Genomic DNA, 16,829 nt, shown 5'->3' on the forward strand with positions numbered 1-16,829 from the left:
GGTACCAGAAATGTCGATGCGGTAGGAGAGCCGGCGTGAGCCTGAGGATCGTTGTCTGTGTGAAGTACGTGCCCGACGCCACTGGCGACCGGCAGTTCACCGAAGACCTGACCGTCAACCGTGACGACGTCGACGGCCTGCTGTCGGAGCTCGACGAGTACGCCGTCGAGCAGGCGCTGCAGATCGCCGACGAGGCCGACGACGCGGAGATCACCGTCCTGACGGTGGGCCCCGAGGACGCCAAGGACGCGCTGCGCAAGGCGCTGTCGATGGGTGCCGACAAGGCCATCCACGTCGAGGACGACGACCTGCACGGCAGCGACGTCATGGCCACCTCGCTGGTGCTCGCCAAGGCGATCGAGAAGGCCGGCTACGACCTGGTCATCACCGGCATGGCCTCGACCGACGGCACCATGGGTGTCCTCCCGGCGATCCTGGCCGAGCGCCTGGGCGTCCCGCAGGTCACCCTGCTCTCCGAGGTCAAGGTCGAGGACGGTGTCGTCACCGGCCGCCGCGACGGCGACTCCGCGAGCGAGCAGCTGGAGGCCTCCCTTCCGGCGCTCGTCTCGGTGACGGACCAGTCGGGCGAGGCCCGCTACCCGTCCTTCAAGGGCATCATGGCCGCCAAGAAGAAGCCGGTGGAGTCCTGGGACCTGGAGGAGCTGGACATCGAGTCCGACGAGGTCGGTCTCGAAGGCTCCTGGACCGCGGTCGACTCCGCGACCCAGCGTCCGGCCCGCACCGCCGGCACGATCGTCAAGGACGAGGGCGAGGGCGGCAAGCAGCTGGCCGCCTTCCTTGCGGAGCAGAAGTTCATTTAAGAACTGTCTGGCCGGCCAGAAGTTCATCTAAGAGCTTCGGTCACCTCTCAAAGCCCCCTGACTACTTCGCATTCGCAGGAGCATTCCCATGGCTGAAGTCCTCGTCTACGTCGACCACGTCGACGGCGCCGTCCGCAAGCCCACCCTCGAACTGCTGACGCTGGCCCGCCGCATCGGCGAGCCCGTCGCCGTCGCCCTCGGCGCCGGTGCCGAGGCCACCGCCGCCGTGCTCGCCGAGCACGGTGCCGTCAAGGTCCTCACCGCCGACGCCCCCGAGTTCTCCGACTACCTCGTCGTACCGAAGGTGGACGCGCTCCAGGCCGCGTACGACGCCGTCTCCCCGGCCGCCGTGCTCGTCCCCTCCTCCGCGGAGGGCAAGGAGATCGCCGCCCGCCTGGCGGTCCGCATCGGCTCCGGCATCATCACCGACGCCACTGACCTGGAGGCGGGTGACGAGGGCCCGGTCGCGACGCAGGCCGCGTTCGCCGCGTCCTTCAGCACCAAGTCCCGCGTCTCCAAGGGCACCCCGGTCATCACCGTGAAGCCGAACTCGGCCCCGGTCGAGGCCGCCCCGGCCGCCGGTACCGTCGAGGCGCTCGCCGTCACCTTCGGCGCCCTGGCCACCGGCACCAAGGTCACCTCCCGCACCCCGCGCGAGTCGACCGGCCGCCCCGAGCTGACCGAGGCCGCGATCGTGGTCTCCGGCGGCCGCGGTGTCAACGGCGCCGAGAACTTCCACATCATCGAGGCCCTCGCGGACTCCCTCGGTGCGGCCGTCGGCGCCTCGCGCGCCGCCGTGGACGCCGGCTGGTACCCGCACTCCAACCAGGTCGGCCAGACCGGCAAGTCGGTCTCCCCGCAGCTGTACATCGCCTCCGGCATCTCGGGCGCGATCCAGCACCGCGCCGGCATGCAGACCTCGAAGACGATCGTCGCGATCAACAAGGACGCCGAGGCTCCGATCTTCGACCTCGTCGACTACGGCGTGGTCGGCGACCTCTTCGCGGTCGTCCCGCAGCTGACCGACGAGATCAAGGCGCGCAAGGGCTAAATCCCTGCCGCAGGCGCTGACCTGCGGGTAAGTGGTCTCCGGGGCCGTGTGGTGTTTCTCACCGCACGGCCCCGAGTCGTTTGTCCAGGACGGCGGGGGGACCATTGACTGAGCGGAACCCCGTGACTAAATTCTGTAATGCGGATCTAAGATTCCGTGAAGCGGAAAAGAGGAGAGTGCACGATGGGTCAGCAGGAGAAGGTGGCGACGAGCCTCGCAGGCGCGGTCAGCGAGGGCATCAGCGCTTCCCTCAAGCCGGTGGACGCGGAGCTCGCGCGCCACTACCCGGGTGACCCCGGCACCCGCCAGCCCATCCACACGGTCTACGTGCCCGGTGACGTCTTCGACACGGACACCATCCGCTCCTGGGGCGACCAGGCCCTCGCGGCCCTCGACGAGCACGCCCCGGACGCCGCCACCTTCGCCAAGGTACTCGGCATCTCCGACGAACTGGCCGTCCCGGTCTACGACCGCGTCCGCGCCAAGCTCGCCTCCGAGCCCATCGAGGACCTCCGCGTCGACTTCGAGGACGGCTTCGGCGTCCGCTCCGACGAGGAGGAGGACCAGGCCGCGGCCCGCGCCGCCCGCCTCGTCGCCGAAGCCTTCTCCAACGGCACGAACGCCCCGTACATGGGCATCCGGATGAAGTGCATGGAGTCCAACGTCCGCGACCGCGGCATCCGGACCACCGACATCTTCCTCTCCGGCCTGCTCGCGCACGGCGGCCTGCCCGAGGGCCTGGTCCTGACCCTGCCCAAGGTCACCTACCCCGAGCAGGTCACCGCCTTCGTGCAGCTGCTGGAGGCCTTCGAGACCGCCCGCGGCCTGCGCCCGGGCCGGATCGGCTTCGAGATCCAGATCGAGACCAGCCAGTCCATCCTCGCCTCCGACGGCACCGCCGCGGTCGCCCGGATGATCGAGGCCTCCAAGGGCCGCGCCACCGGCCTGCACTACGGCACCTTCGACTACAGCGCCTGCGTCGGCGTCTCCGCCGCCTACCAGTCGAGCGACCACCCCGCCGCCGACCACGCCAAGGCGATCATGCAGGTCGCGGCCGCCGGCACCGGCGTACGCGTCTCCGACGGCTCCACCAACGTCAAGCCCGTCGGCACCACCGAGCAGGTCCACGAGGCCTGGAAGCTGCACTACGGCCTCACCCGCCGCGCCCTGGCCCGCGCCTACTACCAGGGCTGGGACATGCACCCGGCGCACCTGCCGACCCGCTACGCGGCCGTCTTCGTCTTCTACCGCGAGGGCCTCGAAGCGGCCGCCGCGCGCCTGAAGGCGTACGTCGCCAAGATCGAGGGCGACGTCATGGACGAGCCCGCCACCGCGAAGGCGCTGGCCGGCTACCTGGTCCGCGGCCTCGACTGCGGCGCCGTCGGCACCGAGGAGGTCACCGCCCTGACCGGCCTGACCCGCGCCGAACTCGACGCCTTCGCCATCCCGCGCCGCTCGGCGACGCTGACGGCGACCGCCTGAGGCGAGTAGCCCCGCGGGAGCGGTTCCCCGTACGAGGCCCGGCCGGTCTGCCCCCGGCCGGGCCTTCGGCGTTCACAGGGGACCGACGATCCAGCGCCGCAGTACGCCGTCGCGGCCCGCGGCGGCCAGCAGACTCCCGTCGGTGGAGAAGGCCACGCTGTGCACGTGCCCGTCGCGGCCGGTCAGCGGGCTGCCGACGAGACCACCCGTGGCCCGGTCCCACAGCAGTACCGCCCCGTCGCCGTCGGCAGAGGCCATGAGCGCACCGTCCGGCGAGAACGCGATGTCGTTGATCTTCGCGGCGTGGCCGGTGCGCAGGGCGCCGACGGGGGTTTCCGTGGCCGGGTCCCACAGCCGCACCGCGCCGTCGGCCCCGGCCGCGAGCAGGTCTCCTGCAGCCGAAAAGGCCACGGCACGGACCGAGCCGGTGCGCACGGCGAATTCGCGGGCCAGACGCCCAGTGGGGATCTCCCACAGTGCGACCTTCCCGTCCGTTCCGGAGGTGGCCAGGAGTCCCTTCGGGGAGAAGGCCAGCCCGACGACCTCGCCCGAATGACCGTTCAGGGTGAGGCCGGTGCTCCCGCCGGTGACCCGGTTCCACAGCCATACGCCGGCGTCCGCGCTTGCGATCGCCAGCAGCAGGCCGTCGGGTGAGAACACGAGGTCGTTGACGGCGCCGCTGTGGCCGGACGGGACCTCTTCCAGGAGCTTTCCGGTGACCGAATCGCGCAGGCACACCGACCGATCGGTGGACGCGGTGGCCAGCACCGCGCCGTGGGGGGAGAAGGCCAGGGCACGGGGGATCATGGGCAGATCGCCGAACGGGGTGCCGAGGGCCTGCCCGGTGATTGGGTCCCGGAAGAGCAGAACCCCCTCCGAGGTGGTTGCGGCGAGGACTTGGCTGTCCGGAGAAAAGGCCACCCGCACCAGGCCGGCCCCGGTCGACACGGCGGGAAGCTGGATGGCGTGCCGTGCGCGCAGTGCGGTGGCGAGGGCCCGCTCCCCCAGCGGGGCCGTGCGGGAGGGGAAGCGGCGTTCGTACACCCAGACCGTTCCATCGGCCGCCGCAGTCGCGAGCAGCCGGCCATCCCGCGAGAAGGCGAGGCCGGTCACCGCGCGCTCGTGCTCGATGAGCGGCGGGCCTGCCGGCAGACCTGTGAGGGTGTCCCAGAGCCGTACGGACATGTCCTCGGAGGCGCTGGCGAGCAGTCGGCCGTCGGGCGAGAAGGCCATCGCGGTGACCATCGCGGTGTGGCCCTCGAGAGTCAGTGCGGTCCGGTGGTCGGGCCCGAAGCCGACGAGCCCCGCAGTGCCGTCGGCGCGTCCGAAGGCGAGCAGTCGGCCGTCCGGGGAGAGCGCCGTCGGCAAGCCCGATTTCACCGCTGAGGGCAGGAGCTCGCCGGGATGGCGGCGGTCCCGGAGCACGTCCCACATGCGCCCGCGACCGGTGCCGAGCAGGCGTCCGTCGTCCGTGAAGGCCACGGACCGGATCTCGTGGCCGGAGTGGTCGGGCAGGGGCGGCCCGAGTCGGCGGCCGGATGCCGGGTCCAGGAGCCGGACCATTCCGTCGAAGTCGAGCGTGGCCAGTCGGTCTCCGTCCGCGTCGTACGTCATCGCGCGGACCTCTGCGGTGCCCCCGGACAGGGGCGGGCCGGCCTGGGACAGGTCCGGGACGGAGAACTGACGCACCACGGATCCGTCCTTGTAGTCGGCCGCCAGCAGCCGTCCATCGCGCGTGAACGCGAGCGGGAAGGTACCGGAGATCCGCCCGGGAAGGCCGACACCCGTGCCGGTGTCCCACAGCCGTACGGACCCGGCATCATCGGCGGACGCCAGCAGCCGGGCGCCGGGCGAGAAGGCCACGCACCAGACCGCGTCGTTGTGGCCGACGAGGCGGTGGACCGCCGCGAACAGCGCCTCGTCGGCCGATGACGACCAACGCCGGTGGCTTCCTTCCGCAGAGCTCGCGGCCGGTCCGGGCGTCGGCACGGGCAACGGCGTCGGCACGTGCTCGGGCGTCGGGACAGGCGCGGGCGTCGGGATCCTGGCGCGCCCTGTAGCCGTCGTCGATCGGAGCGCGGCCAGTTCCCGCCAGCGCTGTCGCCAGGGCTCCAACTGGGGGGAGGTGTGCGAGGGGACGGCGCACTCCTGACCGTACTCGTCGTACGAATACAGGATCCGGACCAGCGCCATCAGCGTGTCGAAGCCGAGCAGCCGCTTCCCCCGGAAGGCGTCGCTCTGCGTCGTGACCGGGAGCCGGATGCCGGTGCCGGTCCGCTCCGCCCGGTCCGCGAGGTCGCGGTACGAGCGGTTGCCGCGCTCGATCCGCAGGCGGCGCAACTCCTCGGCGAATACGGCGAGTCCCTCGTCGAAGGCGTGGTCTGATTCCATTGCTCATCAGGCTAGGCCGGGGCCGGCGCCGTAGCCATGGACTTGCGCGAACATGCTGGAACATCACGGAACACCGCGGAACACCCGTTCCGTTCCGCGTAGTTCGGCAGTGATCGGCTTCGGTCCGGATTCGTTCCGTCACTGCGGCCCGAGGGCGTCCCACCTGGTCGGATCGGGCCATGACGAACCATGAACCCTTCCTGACCCTGTACGCCGCCTTCGTGCTCGTGACCGCCGTTTTCATCGGGTCCGCCGCCGGAGCACTGGCCTACCTCGGCGGCACGCACCCCGCCCTGTCCGTCCTCGCCGGGCTCACCGCCGCCGGCGGGGCTGTGCCCGTGCTGCGCGGCCTCATCCGGTGAACGGCGGGAGTTCGCCCGAGCCGCGGGGGATCAGGCGGGTGGGGAGTTCGATGCGGGACGGGGGGAGGTCGGCGCCGGAAAGGCGCTGGAAGAGGCGGTCCGTGGCGACCCGGCCCAGGGCGGCGGCGTCCTGGGCGATGACCGTGATGCCGGGGTTCAGCAGGTCGGCGAGTTCGAAGTCGTCGAAGCCGACCAGGGCCACCGGGTGGGGGAGGGCGGCGAGGACGCGTACCGCCGTGACCGTCACGCGGTTGTTCCCGGCGAACAGGGCCGTGACCGGCTCCGGGCCCGACAGCATCGAGCGGGCGGCGGCCGAGACGCGCTCCGGAGCCGTCGCGCCGAGGGAGACCCAGGTGTCGTCCACCGGCAGGCCGGCGTCCGCCATGGCCGCCCGGTAGCCGCGCAGCCGCTCGGTCGCCGTGTGGATGCGCGGGTGGTCGCCGATGAAGCCGATCCGGCGGTGCCCGCCCGCGATCAGGTGGGCCACCCCGTCGCGGGCGCCCCCGAAGCTGTCGGACAGGACGACGTCCGCGTCGATCCGGCCCGCCGGGCGGTCCACGAACACCGTGGCCACGCCGGCCCGGATCTCCGGCTCCAGATAGCGGTGGTCGTCCCCGGCGGGGATCACCACGAGCCCGTCCACCCGGCGGGCGCACAGCGCGAGCGCCAACTCCCGCTCGCGCTCGGGGTCCTCGGCGCTGGAACCGTTGATGAGCAGGGCGCCGTGCGCGCGGGCCACCTCCTCCACGGCCCGGTTGAGCGGTCCGTAGAAGGGGTCGGAGAGGTCCTCCAGGACCAGGCCGACCGTCGCGGTGCGGCCCTTGCGGAGCACGCGCGCGCTGTCGTTGCGGCGGAAGCCGAGCGCGTCGATGGCCTCCTGGACCCGCAGCTCGGTGTCCGGGGTCACTCCCGGCTCTCCGTTCACCACGCGGGACACCGTCTTGAGGCCCACGCCGGCCCGGGCCGCCACGTCCTTCATGGTCGGCCGGTTGCCGTAGCGGGGTTCGGACGGGCGGCGGGTGTGCGGCACGGTGTCGGACCTCCGGAGGGACGGGCGCTGCGGCGGGACGGGCCCGGCGCTGCCGACAGGCCCCTGACCTTGAGGATAAGCACTCGGCGGAGGGCCGGGGTTTCCGTGACAGGGTGGTACGGGCAAGCCACTGGGGGCATCGGGAGAGGGGTAGACGTGATTGTCTGGATCAACGGGACCTTCGGCGCCGGCAAGAGCAGCACAGCACGCGAGCTGACCGGCCTCCTGCCGGAGAGCACCTTGTTCGACCCGGAGTTCATCGGCGACGCGCTGCGCGTGCTGCTGCCGCGCAAACGCCTCGCGGAGGTGAGCGACTACCAGGACCTGCCGAGCTGGCGGCGCCTGGTCGTGGACACGGCTGCGGCCATGCTGGCCGAGCTGGGCGGGGTGCTGGTGGTCCCGATGACCCTGCTGCGGCAGGAGTACCGCGACGAGATCTTCGGCGGGCTGGCGGCGCGCAGGATCCCGGTGCGGCACGTGCTGCTCGCCCCGGAGGAAACGATCCTCCGGGACAGGATCGCGACGCGCGAGGAGCCCGGGGCGGCGGCCGACGTGGACCTGCGGGTGCGGAAGTGGTGCTACGACCACATCCCGGCCTACCAGCACGCGCTGGGCTGGCTCGCGGCCGACGCGCACGTCATCGACAACGGGAACCTGACCGTACGGGAGACGGCCGAGCGGATCGCCGAGGCCGTGCACACCGGCACGGCGCGGGTCTGCGACATCGTGCAGACCCCGCAGCCGACGCGCGAGACGGTCGCGGCCGGGGTGCTGCTCTTCGACGAAGCGGACCGGGTGCTGCTGGTGGACCCGACGTACAAGCCGGGGTGGGAGTTCCCCGGCGGGGTCGTCGAGGCCGGGGAGGCCCCGGCGTGCGCGGGGGTACGGGAGGTCGAGGAGGAGTTGGGTCTCGTACTGGACCGCCTCCCGGAGCTCCTGGTCGTGGACTGGGAGCCACCGGGCCCGCCGGCGGGCTACGGGGGCATGCGGCTGCTGTTCGACGGGGGCCGGCTGTCGGCGGCGCAGGCCGGCCGGCTGCGGCTGCCCGGGCCGGAGCTGCGGGCCTGGAGGTTCGTGACGGAGGACGAGGCGGCCGACCTGCTGCCGCCGGTGCGGTACGAGAGGCTCCGGTGGGCCCTGCGGGCCCGCGCACGGGGGCGGGCGGCGTACCTGGAGGCGGGGCGGGCGGTTCCGTAGCGGAGGGCCGGGCCCCGGCCCCTGGTCCGGATCAGGCCGTCGGGGTGGCCCCGGACTCCGTCTCCGTCTCCGCCTTCGCCGCCGCTTCGGCTGCCGCGAGGAGGACGGCCGCGGTGTCCGAGGTCAGGGGGTCGCCGTGGCCGAAGCAGGCCACCGAAGGGGCCAGCGCGGCGAGCCGGAGCATCGACTCGACCGCCTGGGCGCGGTCCACGTTGAAGACGCCCAGCATCACCTGGACGACACCGGCGACGCAGTCGCCCGTGAACAGCACCCCGTGCGCCGGGAGATGGATGCCGATGCTGCCCGGGGTGTGGCCCGGAGCGTGGACGACGACCGCGCCGTCGCCGAACGGGAGCACCTCGCCGTCCGTCAACTCCCGGTCCACCCGGGTCGGCGGGGCCTCCGGGACCGTCAGGCCGTGCGCGTACAGCGGCAGTTCCCAGTCCAGCAGCACCGGCTCCGGGACCGACAGCTCGCCTCGGACGACGGGCGCGTCGAGCCCGTGCGCCAGCACCTCCGCGCCCCAGCGGGCGGCGAGCTCCCCCGCCGCGCCGACGTGGTCGCGGTGGCAGTGGGTCAGGACGATCCGCTCGATCCGCTCCGGGAGCAGCCCGAGGGAACGTATCGCCCCTTCGATCGCGTCCGCCGAACCGGCGTGGCCCGCGTCGATCAGGGTCAGGGCCTCGCCGTCGCGCCAGAGATAGGCCTGGCCGATGGGGAAGCGGAGCATGTGGAGACGGTCGGGAACGACTTCTACGAGATCCATGACCCGAACGTACGGCGGCGAACCACGCCGTCGGCGGAGGTTGCGCCGGTAGCGTGGTTCGCCCGTAGCGATGCGTTCGCGGAACCTTTCAGGCCGCCGTCAGGCGCGCTTGGACTCCGCGTAGTTGATGAGGAACAGCGCCTCCGTGACCGACAGGCGCTCCAGTTCCTCCGGGGAGACGCTCTCGTTCACGGCGTGGATCTGCGCCTCCGGCTCGCTCAGGCCGATGAGCAGCATCTCCGCGTCCGGGTACAGCTCGGTCAGCGTGTTGCACAGGGGGATGGAGCCGCCCATGCCGCTGATCTGCATCTCCTGGCCCGGGTAGGCCGCCTTCATGGCCTGCGCCATCGAGGCGTACGCGGGGCTGGAGGTGTCCGCCTGGAACGGCTGTCCCTGGCCGACGACTTCGAGCTCCAGGCGCGCCTTCCACGGGGTGTGCGCCACCAGGTGCGCCTCCAGCAGCTTGATCGCCTCCGCGGTGTCCTGGCCCGGCGGCACCCGCAGGCTCACCAGCGCGCCCGCGCTCGCGTGCACCGACGGGGTGGCACTGGCCAGCGGCGGGGAGTCGATGGCCAGCACGGTGACGGCCGGCCGGGCCCACAACCGGTCCGCGATCGTGCCCTCGCCGATCAGCTCGACCCCGTCGAGCACCTTCGCGTCGGAGCGGTAGTCGGACTCCGGGTACTGGAGCCCCTCCCACACACCGTCCGAAGCCAGCCCGTCCACCGTGGTCGAACCGTCCGGCGCGCGCAGCGAGGCCAGCAGCTGGATCAGGGCGGCCATCGCGTCGGGGGCGGCCCCGCCGAACATGCCGGAGTGCAGGTTGCCGCCCAGGGTGTCGATCTTGACCTTCAGCAGGCACATGCCGCGCAGGGTCGCGGTGACCGTCGGCAGGCCCGTACGGAAGTTGCCCGCGTCGCCGATCACGACGGCGTCGGCGGCCAGCAGTTCGGGGTGGGCCGTCGCGTACTGCTGGAGACCGCCGGTGCCCTGCTCCTCCGAGCCCTCGACGATCACCTTCACGTTGACCGGGACACCGCCGTTGGCCTTGAGGGCGCGCAGCGCGAGCAGGTGCAGGATGAAGCCGCCCTTGCAGTCGGCGCTGCCGCGGCCGTACCAGCGGCCGTTGCGCTCGGTCAGCTCGAAGGCGGGGGAGATCCAGGCGGCGTCGTCCAGCGGGGGCTGCACGTCGTAGTGCGCGTACAGCAGGACGGTCGGCGCGTCCGCCGGGCCGGGCAGGAACCCGTACACCGACTGGGTGCCGTCGGGGGTGTCGAGCAGCGCCACGTCCTGGAAGCCCTCGGCGCGCAGCGCGTCGGCGACCCAGTTCGCGGCGGCCTGGCTCTCGCTCTGGGGGAAATTGGCCCAGTCCGCCACCGACTGGAAAGCCACCAGCTCGGACAGCTCCTGCTTGGCGCGGGGCATCAGCGAGGCGACGGTCTCGGCGATCGGATGAGACGGCATGGGCACGCTCCTCTTGGGTGCGACGTTGGTGTACGTGTACGGGTACGTATACGCCTCCCGCATGCGCGGGGTGTGCGTATGCGGGCTACGGCAGAAGACTCTTCCGATCCTCGCACAACGGGGCAGTCGATCTCGCGCCGTAGGATTTCCCCGGCATCGGAGCAACGGGATGAACCGCAGGATCAGGAGCAGCAGCACATCGTGAGCAGCGACGAGAGCGACAGCGGCGACGTACGCGACGCGGCGGCAGGACAGACCGCTCAGGGGGCGGACGCGCAAACGGCCGGGGGGACCGGCGAGGTGTGGGACGTGGTCGTGGTCGGGGCAGGGCCCGCCGGGTCCTCGGCGGCGCACGCGGCGGCCACGGCGGGGCGGCGCGTCCTGCTGGTGGAGAAGGCGGAACTGCCCCGGTACAAGACCTGCGGCGGAGGCATCATCGGCCCCTCGCGCGATGCGCTCCCGCCGGGTTTCGTGCTGCCCTTGCAGGACCGCGTCCACGCGGTCACCTTCTCGCTGGACGGGAAGTTCGCCCGCACCCGGCGTTCGAAGCAGATGCTGTTCGGGCTGATCAACCGGCCCGAGTTCGACGCGGCGCTGGTCGCCGCGGCGGAGAAGGCCGGCGCCACGGTCCGTACGGGTACGGCCGTCGCGCGGGTGGAACAGCACGGGGCTTCGGTGCCCGACCGGCGGACCGTCGCGGTGGTCCTCGCCGACGGCGAGACCGTGCTGGCCCGGGCCGTGGTCGGCGCGGACGGCAGCGCGAGCCGGATCGGCGCGCACGTCGGCGTCGAGATGGACCAGGTGGACCTCGGCCTGGAGGCGGAGATCCCCGTCCCGGAGACGGTCGCCGCGGACTGGAAGGGCCGGGTCCTCATCGACTGGGGGCCGCTGCCCGGCAGCTACGGCTGGGTCTTCCCCAAGGGCGACACCCTCACCGTCGGGGTCATCTCGGCGAAGGGCGAGGGCGCCGCGACCAAGCGGTACCTGGACGACTTCATCGCCCGGCTGGGCCTGGCGGGCTTCGAACCGGCGCTCTCCTCGGGTCACTTGACCCGTTGCCGGAAGCCCGGATCGCCGCTCTCGCGCGGCCGGGTCCTGGTCGCGGGCGACGCGGCCGGACTGCTGGAGCCGTGGACCCGGGAGGGCATCTCCTTCGCGCTGCGCTCGGGGCGGCTCGCCGGGGAGTGGGCCGTGAAGATCTCCGAGGCCCAGGACGCCGTGGACGCGCGCCGCCAGGCCCTCAACTACGCCTTCGCCGTCAAGGCCGGGCTGGGCGTGGAGATGGGCGTCGGCAAGCGGATGCTGGAGCTCTTCGAGACCAGGCCGGGCCTGCTGCACGCGGCGATCACCGGTTTCCGTCCGGCGTGGCTGGCCTTCGCGCGGATCGCGCGGGGGTCGCTGACGCTGGCCGAGATGGTGCGGACGTACCCGCTGGCGCGCAAGGCGCTGCACGTGCTGGACGCGCGGCAGGCGCGGAGCCGGGGCGGGGCCCCGGTCGAGGCCGGGGCGGGTGCGGGTGCGGTGGCCGGTTCGAAGGCCGGTTCGGGGTCCGGGGCCGGGGCCGGGGCAGAGGAGCAGGACGGAGCCCAGGGCTGAGCCTTGGGTGCGGAACGTGGCGGTCTTGCCGGGTGTGCCGGCGAGGCCGCCACGGCGTTTTCCGGGGCGGGGTGGGGTGGGGCGGGGTAAGCCGGGCCGGGCATGGCCGGAAGCGGCAGGGCCAAGCCGGGGCGGGGCGGCGCTGGTCGGGCAGGGCCAAGCCGGGCCGGGCAGGGGTGGGGCATGGCCAGGCCGGGCCGGGCAGGGTCAAGCCGGGCAGGGCCGGGCAGGGTCAAGCCGGGCAGGGTCAAGCCGGGAAGGGTCAAGCCGGGCCGGGGCAAGCCGGGCCGGGTAGGGCAGGGGCATGGCCCGGCTTGGCCGGGGCGCCCACCGTCCCGGTGCTCACCGTCAGGGTCAGGGGGTGATCGTGATGCGGAAGACCGGGTGGTCGGGGGCTGCGGCCCGGAGCTCGGACTCGGAGGACTTCGCGGTCACTCCGTTGAAGAACCGGTTGACCTCCCAGCCCCACTTCTTCAGGTAGCCGCGCAGGACGACGGCCTGCTCGGCGGGGTCGGTGAGCTCGGTGACGGTGAAGGCCTGCACGGTGCGGCCCAGCCGGAGTTCGCCGCCGCCCGCGGCACGCATGTTGCGGACCCACTGGGAGTGGCCGCGGGCCGAGACCAGGTACCGGGTGCCGTCCTGCTGGTACGGATTCACCGGGATCCGCTGCATCGTCCCTGAGGTGCGGCCGCGCACCGACAGCTCGGCCGTTCCGGCCAGGCTCATGCCCAGGCGGGCGAGCTTGCCGATGAGGGCGTTGAAGCGGATGCCGAGCGGGCCGGCCTGGACGTAGTACGGCTTGGGCGCGTTCATGGTGGCCTCCGAGGTGTTTGGGAGAGCACTGCTCTCGCTTGAGAACAGTGTGCACGGATCGGCGCTCCAAAACAAGAGCAGTGCTCTCTGAATGGAGCGGAGCTCTCGATGGTGGGCGGTGCTCTGGTCGCGTGGCACACTGGCCCCCATGAGCACCGTGCGAGGGGCGAGGGAACGAGCCCGCATCGAAATCACCGCCGCCATCAAGGACGAGGCGCGCCGCGCGCTCGCGGCGGAGGGCGCCGCCAAGCTCTCGCTGCGCGCCGTCGCCCGCGAGCTGGGCATGGTCTCCTCCGCCCTCTACCGCTACTTCCCGAGCCGCGACGAGCTCCTCACCGCCCTCATCGTCGACGCCTACAACAGCGTCGGCGCCGCCGCCGAGGAAGCCGACGGCCGTGCGCTCGCCGCGGGCGGTACCCCCCGCGCCCGCTGGGCCGCGGTCTGCGGGTCCGTACGGGACTGGGCGCTGGAGCACCCGCACGAGTACGCCCTCATCTACGGCTCGCCCGTCCCCGGCTACACCGCCCCGCTGGACACCGTCGGCCCCGCCTCCCGCGTGGGCAACGCCCTCATCGGCATCGTCCGCGCCGCCTACGAGGGCCGGGGCATCGCCCTGCCGCCGCTCCCGGCCGAGCTGCGCCCCGAAGCCGCCCGCATGGCCGCGGACTTCGCCGAAGGACTGCCCCCCGAGGCCGCCGCGGCCCTGGTCGCCGCCTGGGCGCAGCTGGCCGGGCTGATCTCCTTCGAGTTGTTCGGCCAGTTCGACCGGGTCGTCGAGGACCGCGCCGCCTTCTTCGCGCACGCCGCCGGACAACTGGCCCACGCGGTCGGTCTGCCCGCGGTGTAGGACCGTACCGGTGGGGCGGGGAAGGTTCGCTTGTCAGTTCCTCGTACGGAAGCAGGGGAATCGCCCCTGGCGCGCCCGGCGGCCCGTCTAGTGTTCCTGGGGCCGGGGTTCCGTCCCGGTCGTCATCCCCGGCGCCCGGCCATCGCTCCGGCGCGCCGCCCCGCCGTCGCTCCGAGGAGCAGCCATGACCCGCGCCGCGAAGGCCGTCTACGCCGTCCTGGCCACCCTGTTACTTGCCGCGCCGGCGCCGGCCGTCACCGCGTCGGCGAGCTCGCAGCCGAGCCGGGCGCCGGCGCAGGCCCGTACGCCCGCCCCTGCCCCCGTCCCCGAGGTGAGACCGACCCCGCGGGCGGCCGGCGTGCGGGGCATGGAGATAGCCGTCCCCGCCTACGTCTGGGCCGACGACCCGATGCTCGTCGCCCTCACCGCCACCAGCCCCGCCGCCTCCGTGGTGGTCCTCAACCCGGGCAACGGCGACTCCCCGTTCGACGCCCCCTGGCAGGCCCGCGCCGACGTCCTGCGCACCGGCACCACCGCCACCGGCGAGAACACCAAGGTGCTCGGCTACGTCCACACCGACCACGGCAACCGCGACATCGCCGCCGTCAAGGCCTCCGTGGACAACTACCTCAGGCCGGCCGACGGGGGTGGCGGCCGCCTGCACGTGGACGGCATCTTCTTCGACGTGGTCAGCCGCGACTGCGGCCCGGCCAACGCCACCCGCGACTACTACGCGGAGCTCCGCACCTACGTGCAGGACACCATGGAGGCCATCACCCCCGGCACGTCGGACTTGGTCGTCAACAACCCCGGTACGGCCATCGCCGACTGCTTCCTGGAGCCCGGCCGCCGCACCGCCGACGTCTTCGTCACCTTCGAGGACACCCACGCGGCCTACACGGGCGCGGGCTGGCTCGGCGGCAACGTCTTCAACGAACAGACCGGCTACCGCTCCGGAGCCGAACTCGACCCGAGCGGCACCGCGTTCTGGCACCTCGTGCACGAGGTCCCCGACGCCCCCTCGATGCGCGCGACGCTCCGCACGGCCTTCGACCGAGGCGCCGGCTACGGCTACGCCACCAGCGCGAAAATGCCGAACCCCTGGGACGCCCAGCCCACATGGAAGTACCGCTCCCAGACCGCGTACGCCTCAACCCTGGGCTGAACCGCCCTGTGCTGAACCGCTCTCCGCCGGCCCGACGGCGGTGACCTCGACGGTACGGCCGTCGGGATCCACGAACAGGTGCCGCCCCGGGCCGAGCCGCGGAAACGTGGCAGAGGTGTCGACGACCAGCCCCAGCCGCAGAGCGCCGGTAAGACGCCCGTCCCGGGCCGGATAGAGCTCCAGGACCAACCCGTCCGGGAGAACAGCCGCATAGTGCTCCGGCCCACGCCCGTGCCGCTCCGCGGTGAAGCCGAGTCCCAGGGCCGCGTAGAACCGCCGGCACTCCTCCAGCCGCGCCGTGTACAGCACCAGAAGCGAGACGCTCATCCGTCAGTTCCTGTTCAGGGTGCGGGAGATGCCGGCGACGACTGCTGTGGTGAGGAGCCAGCCGATGGTGATCAGGAGGTACGCCAGCCACTGTGTGGTGCCTGTCCAGTGCCAGGCGGTGCGCTGGCCGAAGTCGCCGATGGGGAAGAGCAGGTCGAGGGTGTAGACGAAGGGGTTGAACGGGGCGCCTTCGCCGGACTTCGTCCGGACCGGTGAGCGGGTGCTGAAGGTCAGGCTGCCGAGGAGCCAGAGCGTGGCCATCCAGAGGGCGGCCAGCCAGGGGCGGTAGCCGTACCCGACGGCAGCGTCGAGGAGGTATCCCCACACCCGTCCGGGCGGGTTCAGGGTGCGGCGGCGGTGGCGCTGCTTCGCCAGCAGCACCGTACGGGCGTCGTCGTCGTGGCCGGCCTGGCGGTAGCAGGCGGCCAGCTGTTCGTAGGGCTGCGGGGCGTAGCCGGGGTTGCGGCGGATCCACGCCAGGCGGTGGGTCACGTCCCGGTGCAGGAGGGTCCCGTCGGAGCGGAGGGAGTCGTAGACGAAGCCGTCCAGGCGCACTTCCCTCGGCCAGCTCTGCCTGCGGTCCTGCAGGACGGCCGCCCGGGCGCCCTGGAGGTCCACCGCTCCCGCGGGCGGCGCGGCCAGGCCGAAGTTGAAGGTTCCCACCTGCATCCCGACGCCGAACAGCGCCGTGCCGCTGCCGCCGAGGACGGCTCCCTCGAGGGTCAGCAGGTCCGATATGCGGGCGCCCCGCAGCCGGAGGGTTCCCGTCGCACTGAACCCCTCGGACAGGTCCACCACCGAAGCCTCCACGTTGTCCGCGATCAGCGCCGTACCACCGGGGTTCTCCAGGCGCGCACCCCGCATGAACAGGCCGCCGGGCAATTGCGCGCCCAGCAGCCGCACTCCGCCCCGTGCGGTGAACCCCTGCTGGCAGAAGACGCCGCCCCCCATGACCAGGCCCCCGGCGAACACCGCCCACTCCCCGGACGCCGTGATCCGCGCCCCGTCGAGGATCAGCTCCCCGGCCACGTGGGCGTTGATCAGGGAGAGGCGGCCCGTTTCCATCACGGAGCCGTTCAGGTCGAGATGGCCCTCGATGCGGGCCAGCCCTGCGTCCACGCCGGGCACCAGGCTGCCCGTGATCCGGATCGTCCGCGTCGAGGCCGCGTACAGGCTGACCGTCTCCTCCAGCCGGCACTCCCTCAGCCAGAGCATGTGGCCGATCTCCGCGCCGGCCAGGTCGAGGCGGCCGGTGATCAGCGCTCCGGTGAGGCGCAGGGAAGGGACGCCGGAGGCCGGCTCCGTGGCGCCGCCCAGCAGCAGGGCGGCCACGACCTCGGCGCGGACCGTGCGCTCGGCCCCCCAGTGCTCTCCTCGGGCGGGATCGTCGTCCGCGGGCACCCCGGTGCGCAGGTCCACCCACCGCCCCTCGCGGTAGGAGTCCCACAACGCACGCTCGGGCGAAGTCAGTTCGTCGTAGCTCAGCACCGCTACAGGCTACGAGGGGTGCACCGGGA

At 72.6% G+C, this 16,829-nt stretch carries 15 protein-coding genes; 8 read left to right on the forward strand and 7 right to left on the reverse strand.

Features of this window, described 5'->3' with window-relative positions; genetic code table 11:
• The first annotated feature begins 35 nt into the window (after positions 1 to 35).
• The 3 genes from NLX94_RS05110 (at position 36) to NLX94_RS05120 (ending at position 3,354) form a co-directional block, all read left to right on the forward strand.
• Entirely contained in the window at positions 36 to 821 is a 786-nt protein-coding gene (locus NLX94_RS05110) for an electron transfer flavoprotein subunit beta/FixA family protein (protein ID WP_254381372.1), read from the forward strand.
• Positions 822 to 909: 88 nt separating this feature from the next.
• Positions 910 to 1,872: an electron transfer flavoprotein subunit alpha/FixB family protein gene (locus NLX94_RS05115; RefSeq protein WP_254381373.1), complete on the forward strand. Its 963-nt coding sequence runs from the start codon at positions 910 to 912 to the stop codon at positions 1,870 to 1,872.
• A gap of 183 nt (positions 1,873 to 2,055) precedes the next feature.
• Complete coding sequence (locus tag NLX94_RS05120; RefSeq protein WP_254381374.1) at positions 2,056 to 3,354, forward strand: aldolase/citrate lyase family protein; 1,299 nt, start codon at positions 2,056 to 2,058, stop codon at positions 3,352 to 3,354.
• Positions 3,355 to 3,426: 72 nt separating this feature from the next.
• Here the strand turns inward: NLX94_RS05120 and NLX94_RS05125 are convergent, their stop codons facing one another.
• Positions 3,427 to 5,745 carry a WD40 repeat domain-containing protein gene (locus NLX94_RS05125; protein ID WP_254381375.1) on the reverse strand — a complete coding sequence of 773 codons (2,319 nt, stop codon included), beginning with the start codon at positions 5,743 to 5,745 and terminating at the stop codon, positions 3,427 to 3,429.
• Positions 5,746 to 5,924: 179 nt separating this feature from the next.
• On the opposite strand from NLX94_RS05125, the gene NLX94_RS05130 reads away from it, so the two are divergent.
• On the forward strand, positions 5,925 to 6,107 hold the full coding sequence (locus tag NLX94_RS05130) for a hypothetical protein (RefSeq protein ID WP_254381376.1): 183 nt from the start codon (positions 5,925 to 5,927) through the stop codon (positions 6,105 to 6,107).
• Here NLX94_RS05130 and NLX94_RS05135 read toward each other — a convergent pair.
• The gene (locus NLX94_RS05135; RefSeq protein ID WP_254381863.1) at positions 6,097 to 7,086 is read right to left on the reverse strand and encodes a LacI family DNA-binding transcriptional regulator; all 990 of its coding nucleotides are present in this window, start codon (positions 7,084 to 7,086) and stop codon (positions 6,097 to 6,099) included. The two genes, NLX94_RS05130 and NLX94_RS05135, sit on opposite strands and share 11 nt — an antisense overlap.
• A 207-nt stretch (positions 7,087 to 7,293) precedes the next feature.
• Here NLX94_RS05135 and NLX94_RS05140 point away from each other — a divergent pair, with 207 nt between their 5' ends.
• Positions 7,294 to 8,334, forward strand: a complete 1,041-nt coding sequence (locus tag NLX94_RS05140; protein WP_254381377.1) for an NUDIX domain-containing protein — start codon at positions 7,294 to 7,296, stop codon at positions 8,332 to 8,334.
• A 31-nt stretch (positions 8,335 to 8,365) separates the two neighbouring features.
• On the opposite strand, the gene NLX94_RS05145 is transcribed toward NLX94_RS05140, so the two are convergent.
• Positions 8,366 to 9,100: an MBL fold metallo-hydrolase gene (locus NLX94_RS05145; RefSeq protein WP_254381378.1), complete on the reverse strand. Its 735-nt coding sequence runs from the start codon at positions 9,098 to 9,100 to the stop codon at positions 8,366 to 8,368.
• A gap of 99 nt (positions 9,101 to 9,199) precedes the next feature.
• The gene (locus tag NLX94_RS05150; protein WP_254381379.1) at positions 9,200 to 10,564 is read right to left on the reverse strand and encodes a dipeptidase; all 1,365 of its coding nucleotides are present in this window, start codon (positions 10,562 to 10,564) and stop codon (positions 9,200 to 9,202) included.
• A 78-nt stretch (positions 10,565 to 10,642) separates the two neighbouring features.
• Between NLX94_RS05150 and NLX94_RS05155 the strand changes: the two genes are divergently transcribed.
• On the forward strand, positions 10,643 to 12,160 hold the full coding sequence (locus NLX94_RS05155; protein WP_374683903.1) for a geranylgeranyl reductase family protein: 1,518 nt from the start codon (positions 10,643 to 10,645) through the stop codon (positions 12,158 to 12,160).
• 354 nt (positions 12,161 to 12,514) lie between these two features.
• On the opposite strand, the gene NLX94_RS05160 is transcribed toward NLX94_RS05155, so the two are convergent.
• A complete protein-coding gene (locus tag NLX94_RS05160; RefSeq protein WP_254381380.1) occupies positions 12,515 to 12,973 on the reverse strand; it encodes a nitroreductase/quinone reductase family protein in 459 nt (152 codons plus the stop codon).
• 148 nt (positions 12,974 to 13,121) lie between these two features.
• On the opposite strand from NLX94_RS05160, the gene NLX94_RS05165 reads away from it, so the two are divergent.
• Together NLX94_RS05165 and NLX94_RS05170 are read left to right on the forward strand one after the other, a co-directional pair.
• Positions 13,122 to 13,820, forward strand: a complete 699-nt coding sequence (locus NLX94_RS05165) for a TetR/AcrR family transcriptional regulator (protein ID WP_254381381.1) — start codon at positions 13,122 to 13,124, stop codon at positions 13,818 to 13,820.
• A gap of 184 nt (positions 13,821 to 14,004) precedes the next feature.
• Positions 14,005 to 14,985, forward strand: coding sequence for a spherulation-specific family 4 protein (locus NLX94_RS05170; RefSeq protein WP_254381382.1), 981 nt, complete (start codon positions 14,005 to 14,007; stop codon positions 14,983 to 14,985).
• Here NLX94_RS05170 and NLX94_RS05175 read toward each other — a convergent pair.
• Both NLX94_RS05175 and NLX94_RS05180 read right to left on the reverse strand, forming a co-directional pair.
• Positions 14,971 to 15,312 carry a VOC family protein gene (locus NLX94_RS05175; RefSeq protein ID WP_254381383.1) on the reverse strand — a complete coding sequence of 114 codons (342 nt, stop codon included), beginning with the start codon at positions 15,310 to 15,312 and terminating at the stop codon, positions 14,971 to 14,973. The genes NLX94_RS05170 and NLX94_RS05175 overlap by 15 nt on opposite strands.
• A 3-nt stretch (positions 15,313 to 15,315) precedes the next feature.
• On the reverse strand, positions 15,316 to 16,800 hold the full coding sequence (locus tag NLX94_RS05180) for an oxidoreductase (protein WP_254381384.1): 1,485 nt from the start codon (positions 16,798 to 16,800) through the stop codon (positions 15,316 to 15,318).
• Between the last annotated feature and the right edge of the window lie 29 nt (positions 16,801 to 16,829).

Origin of the sequence: Streptomyces sp. TBY4 (genome assembly GCF_024213195.1) — a bacterium.
GTDB lineage: Bacteria > Actinomycetota > Actinomycetes > Streptomycetales > Streptomycetaceae > Streptomyces.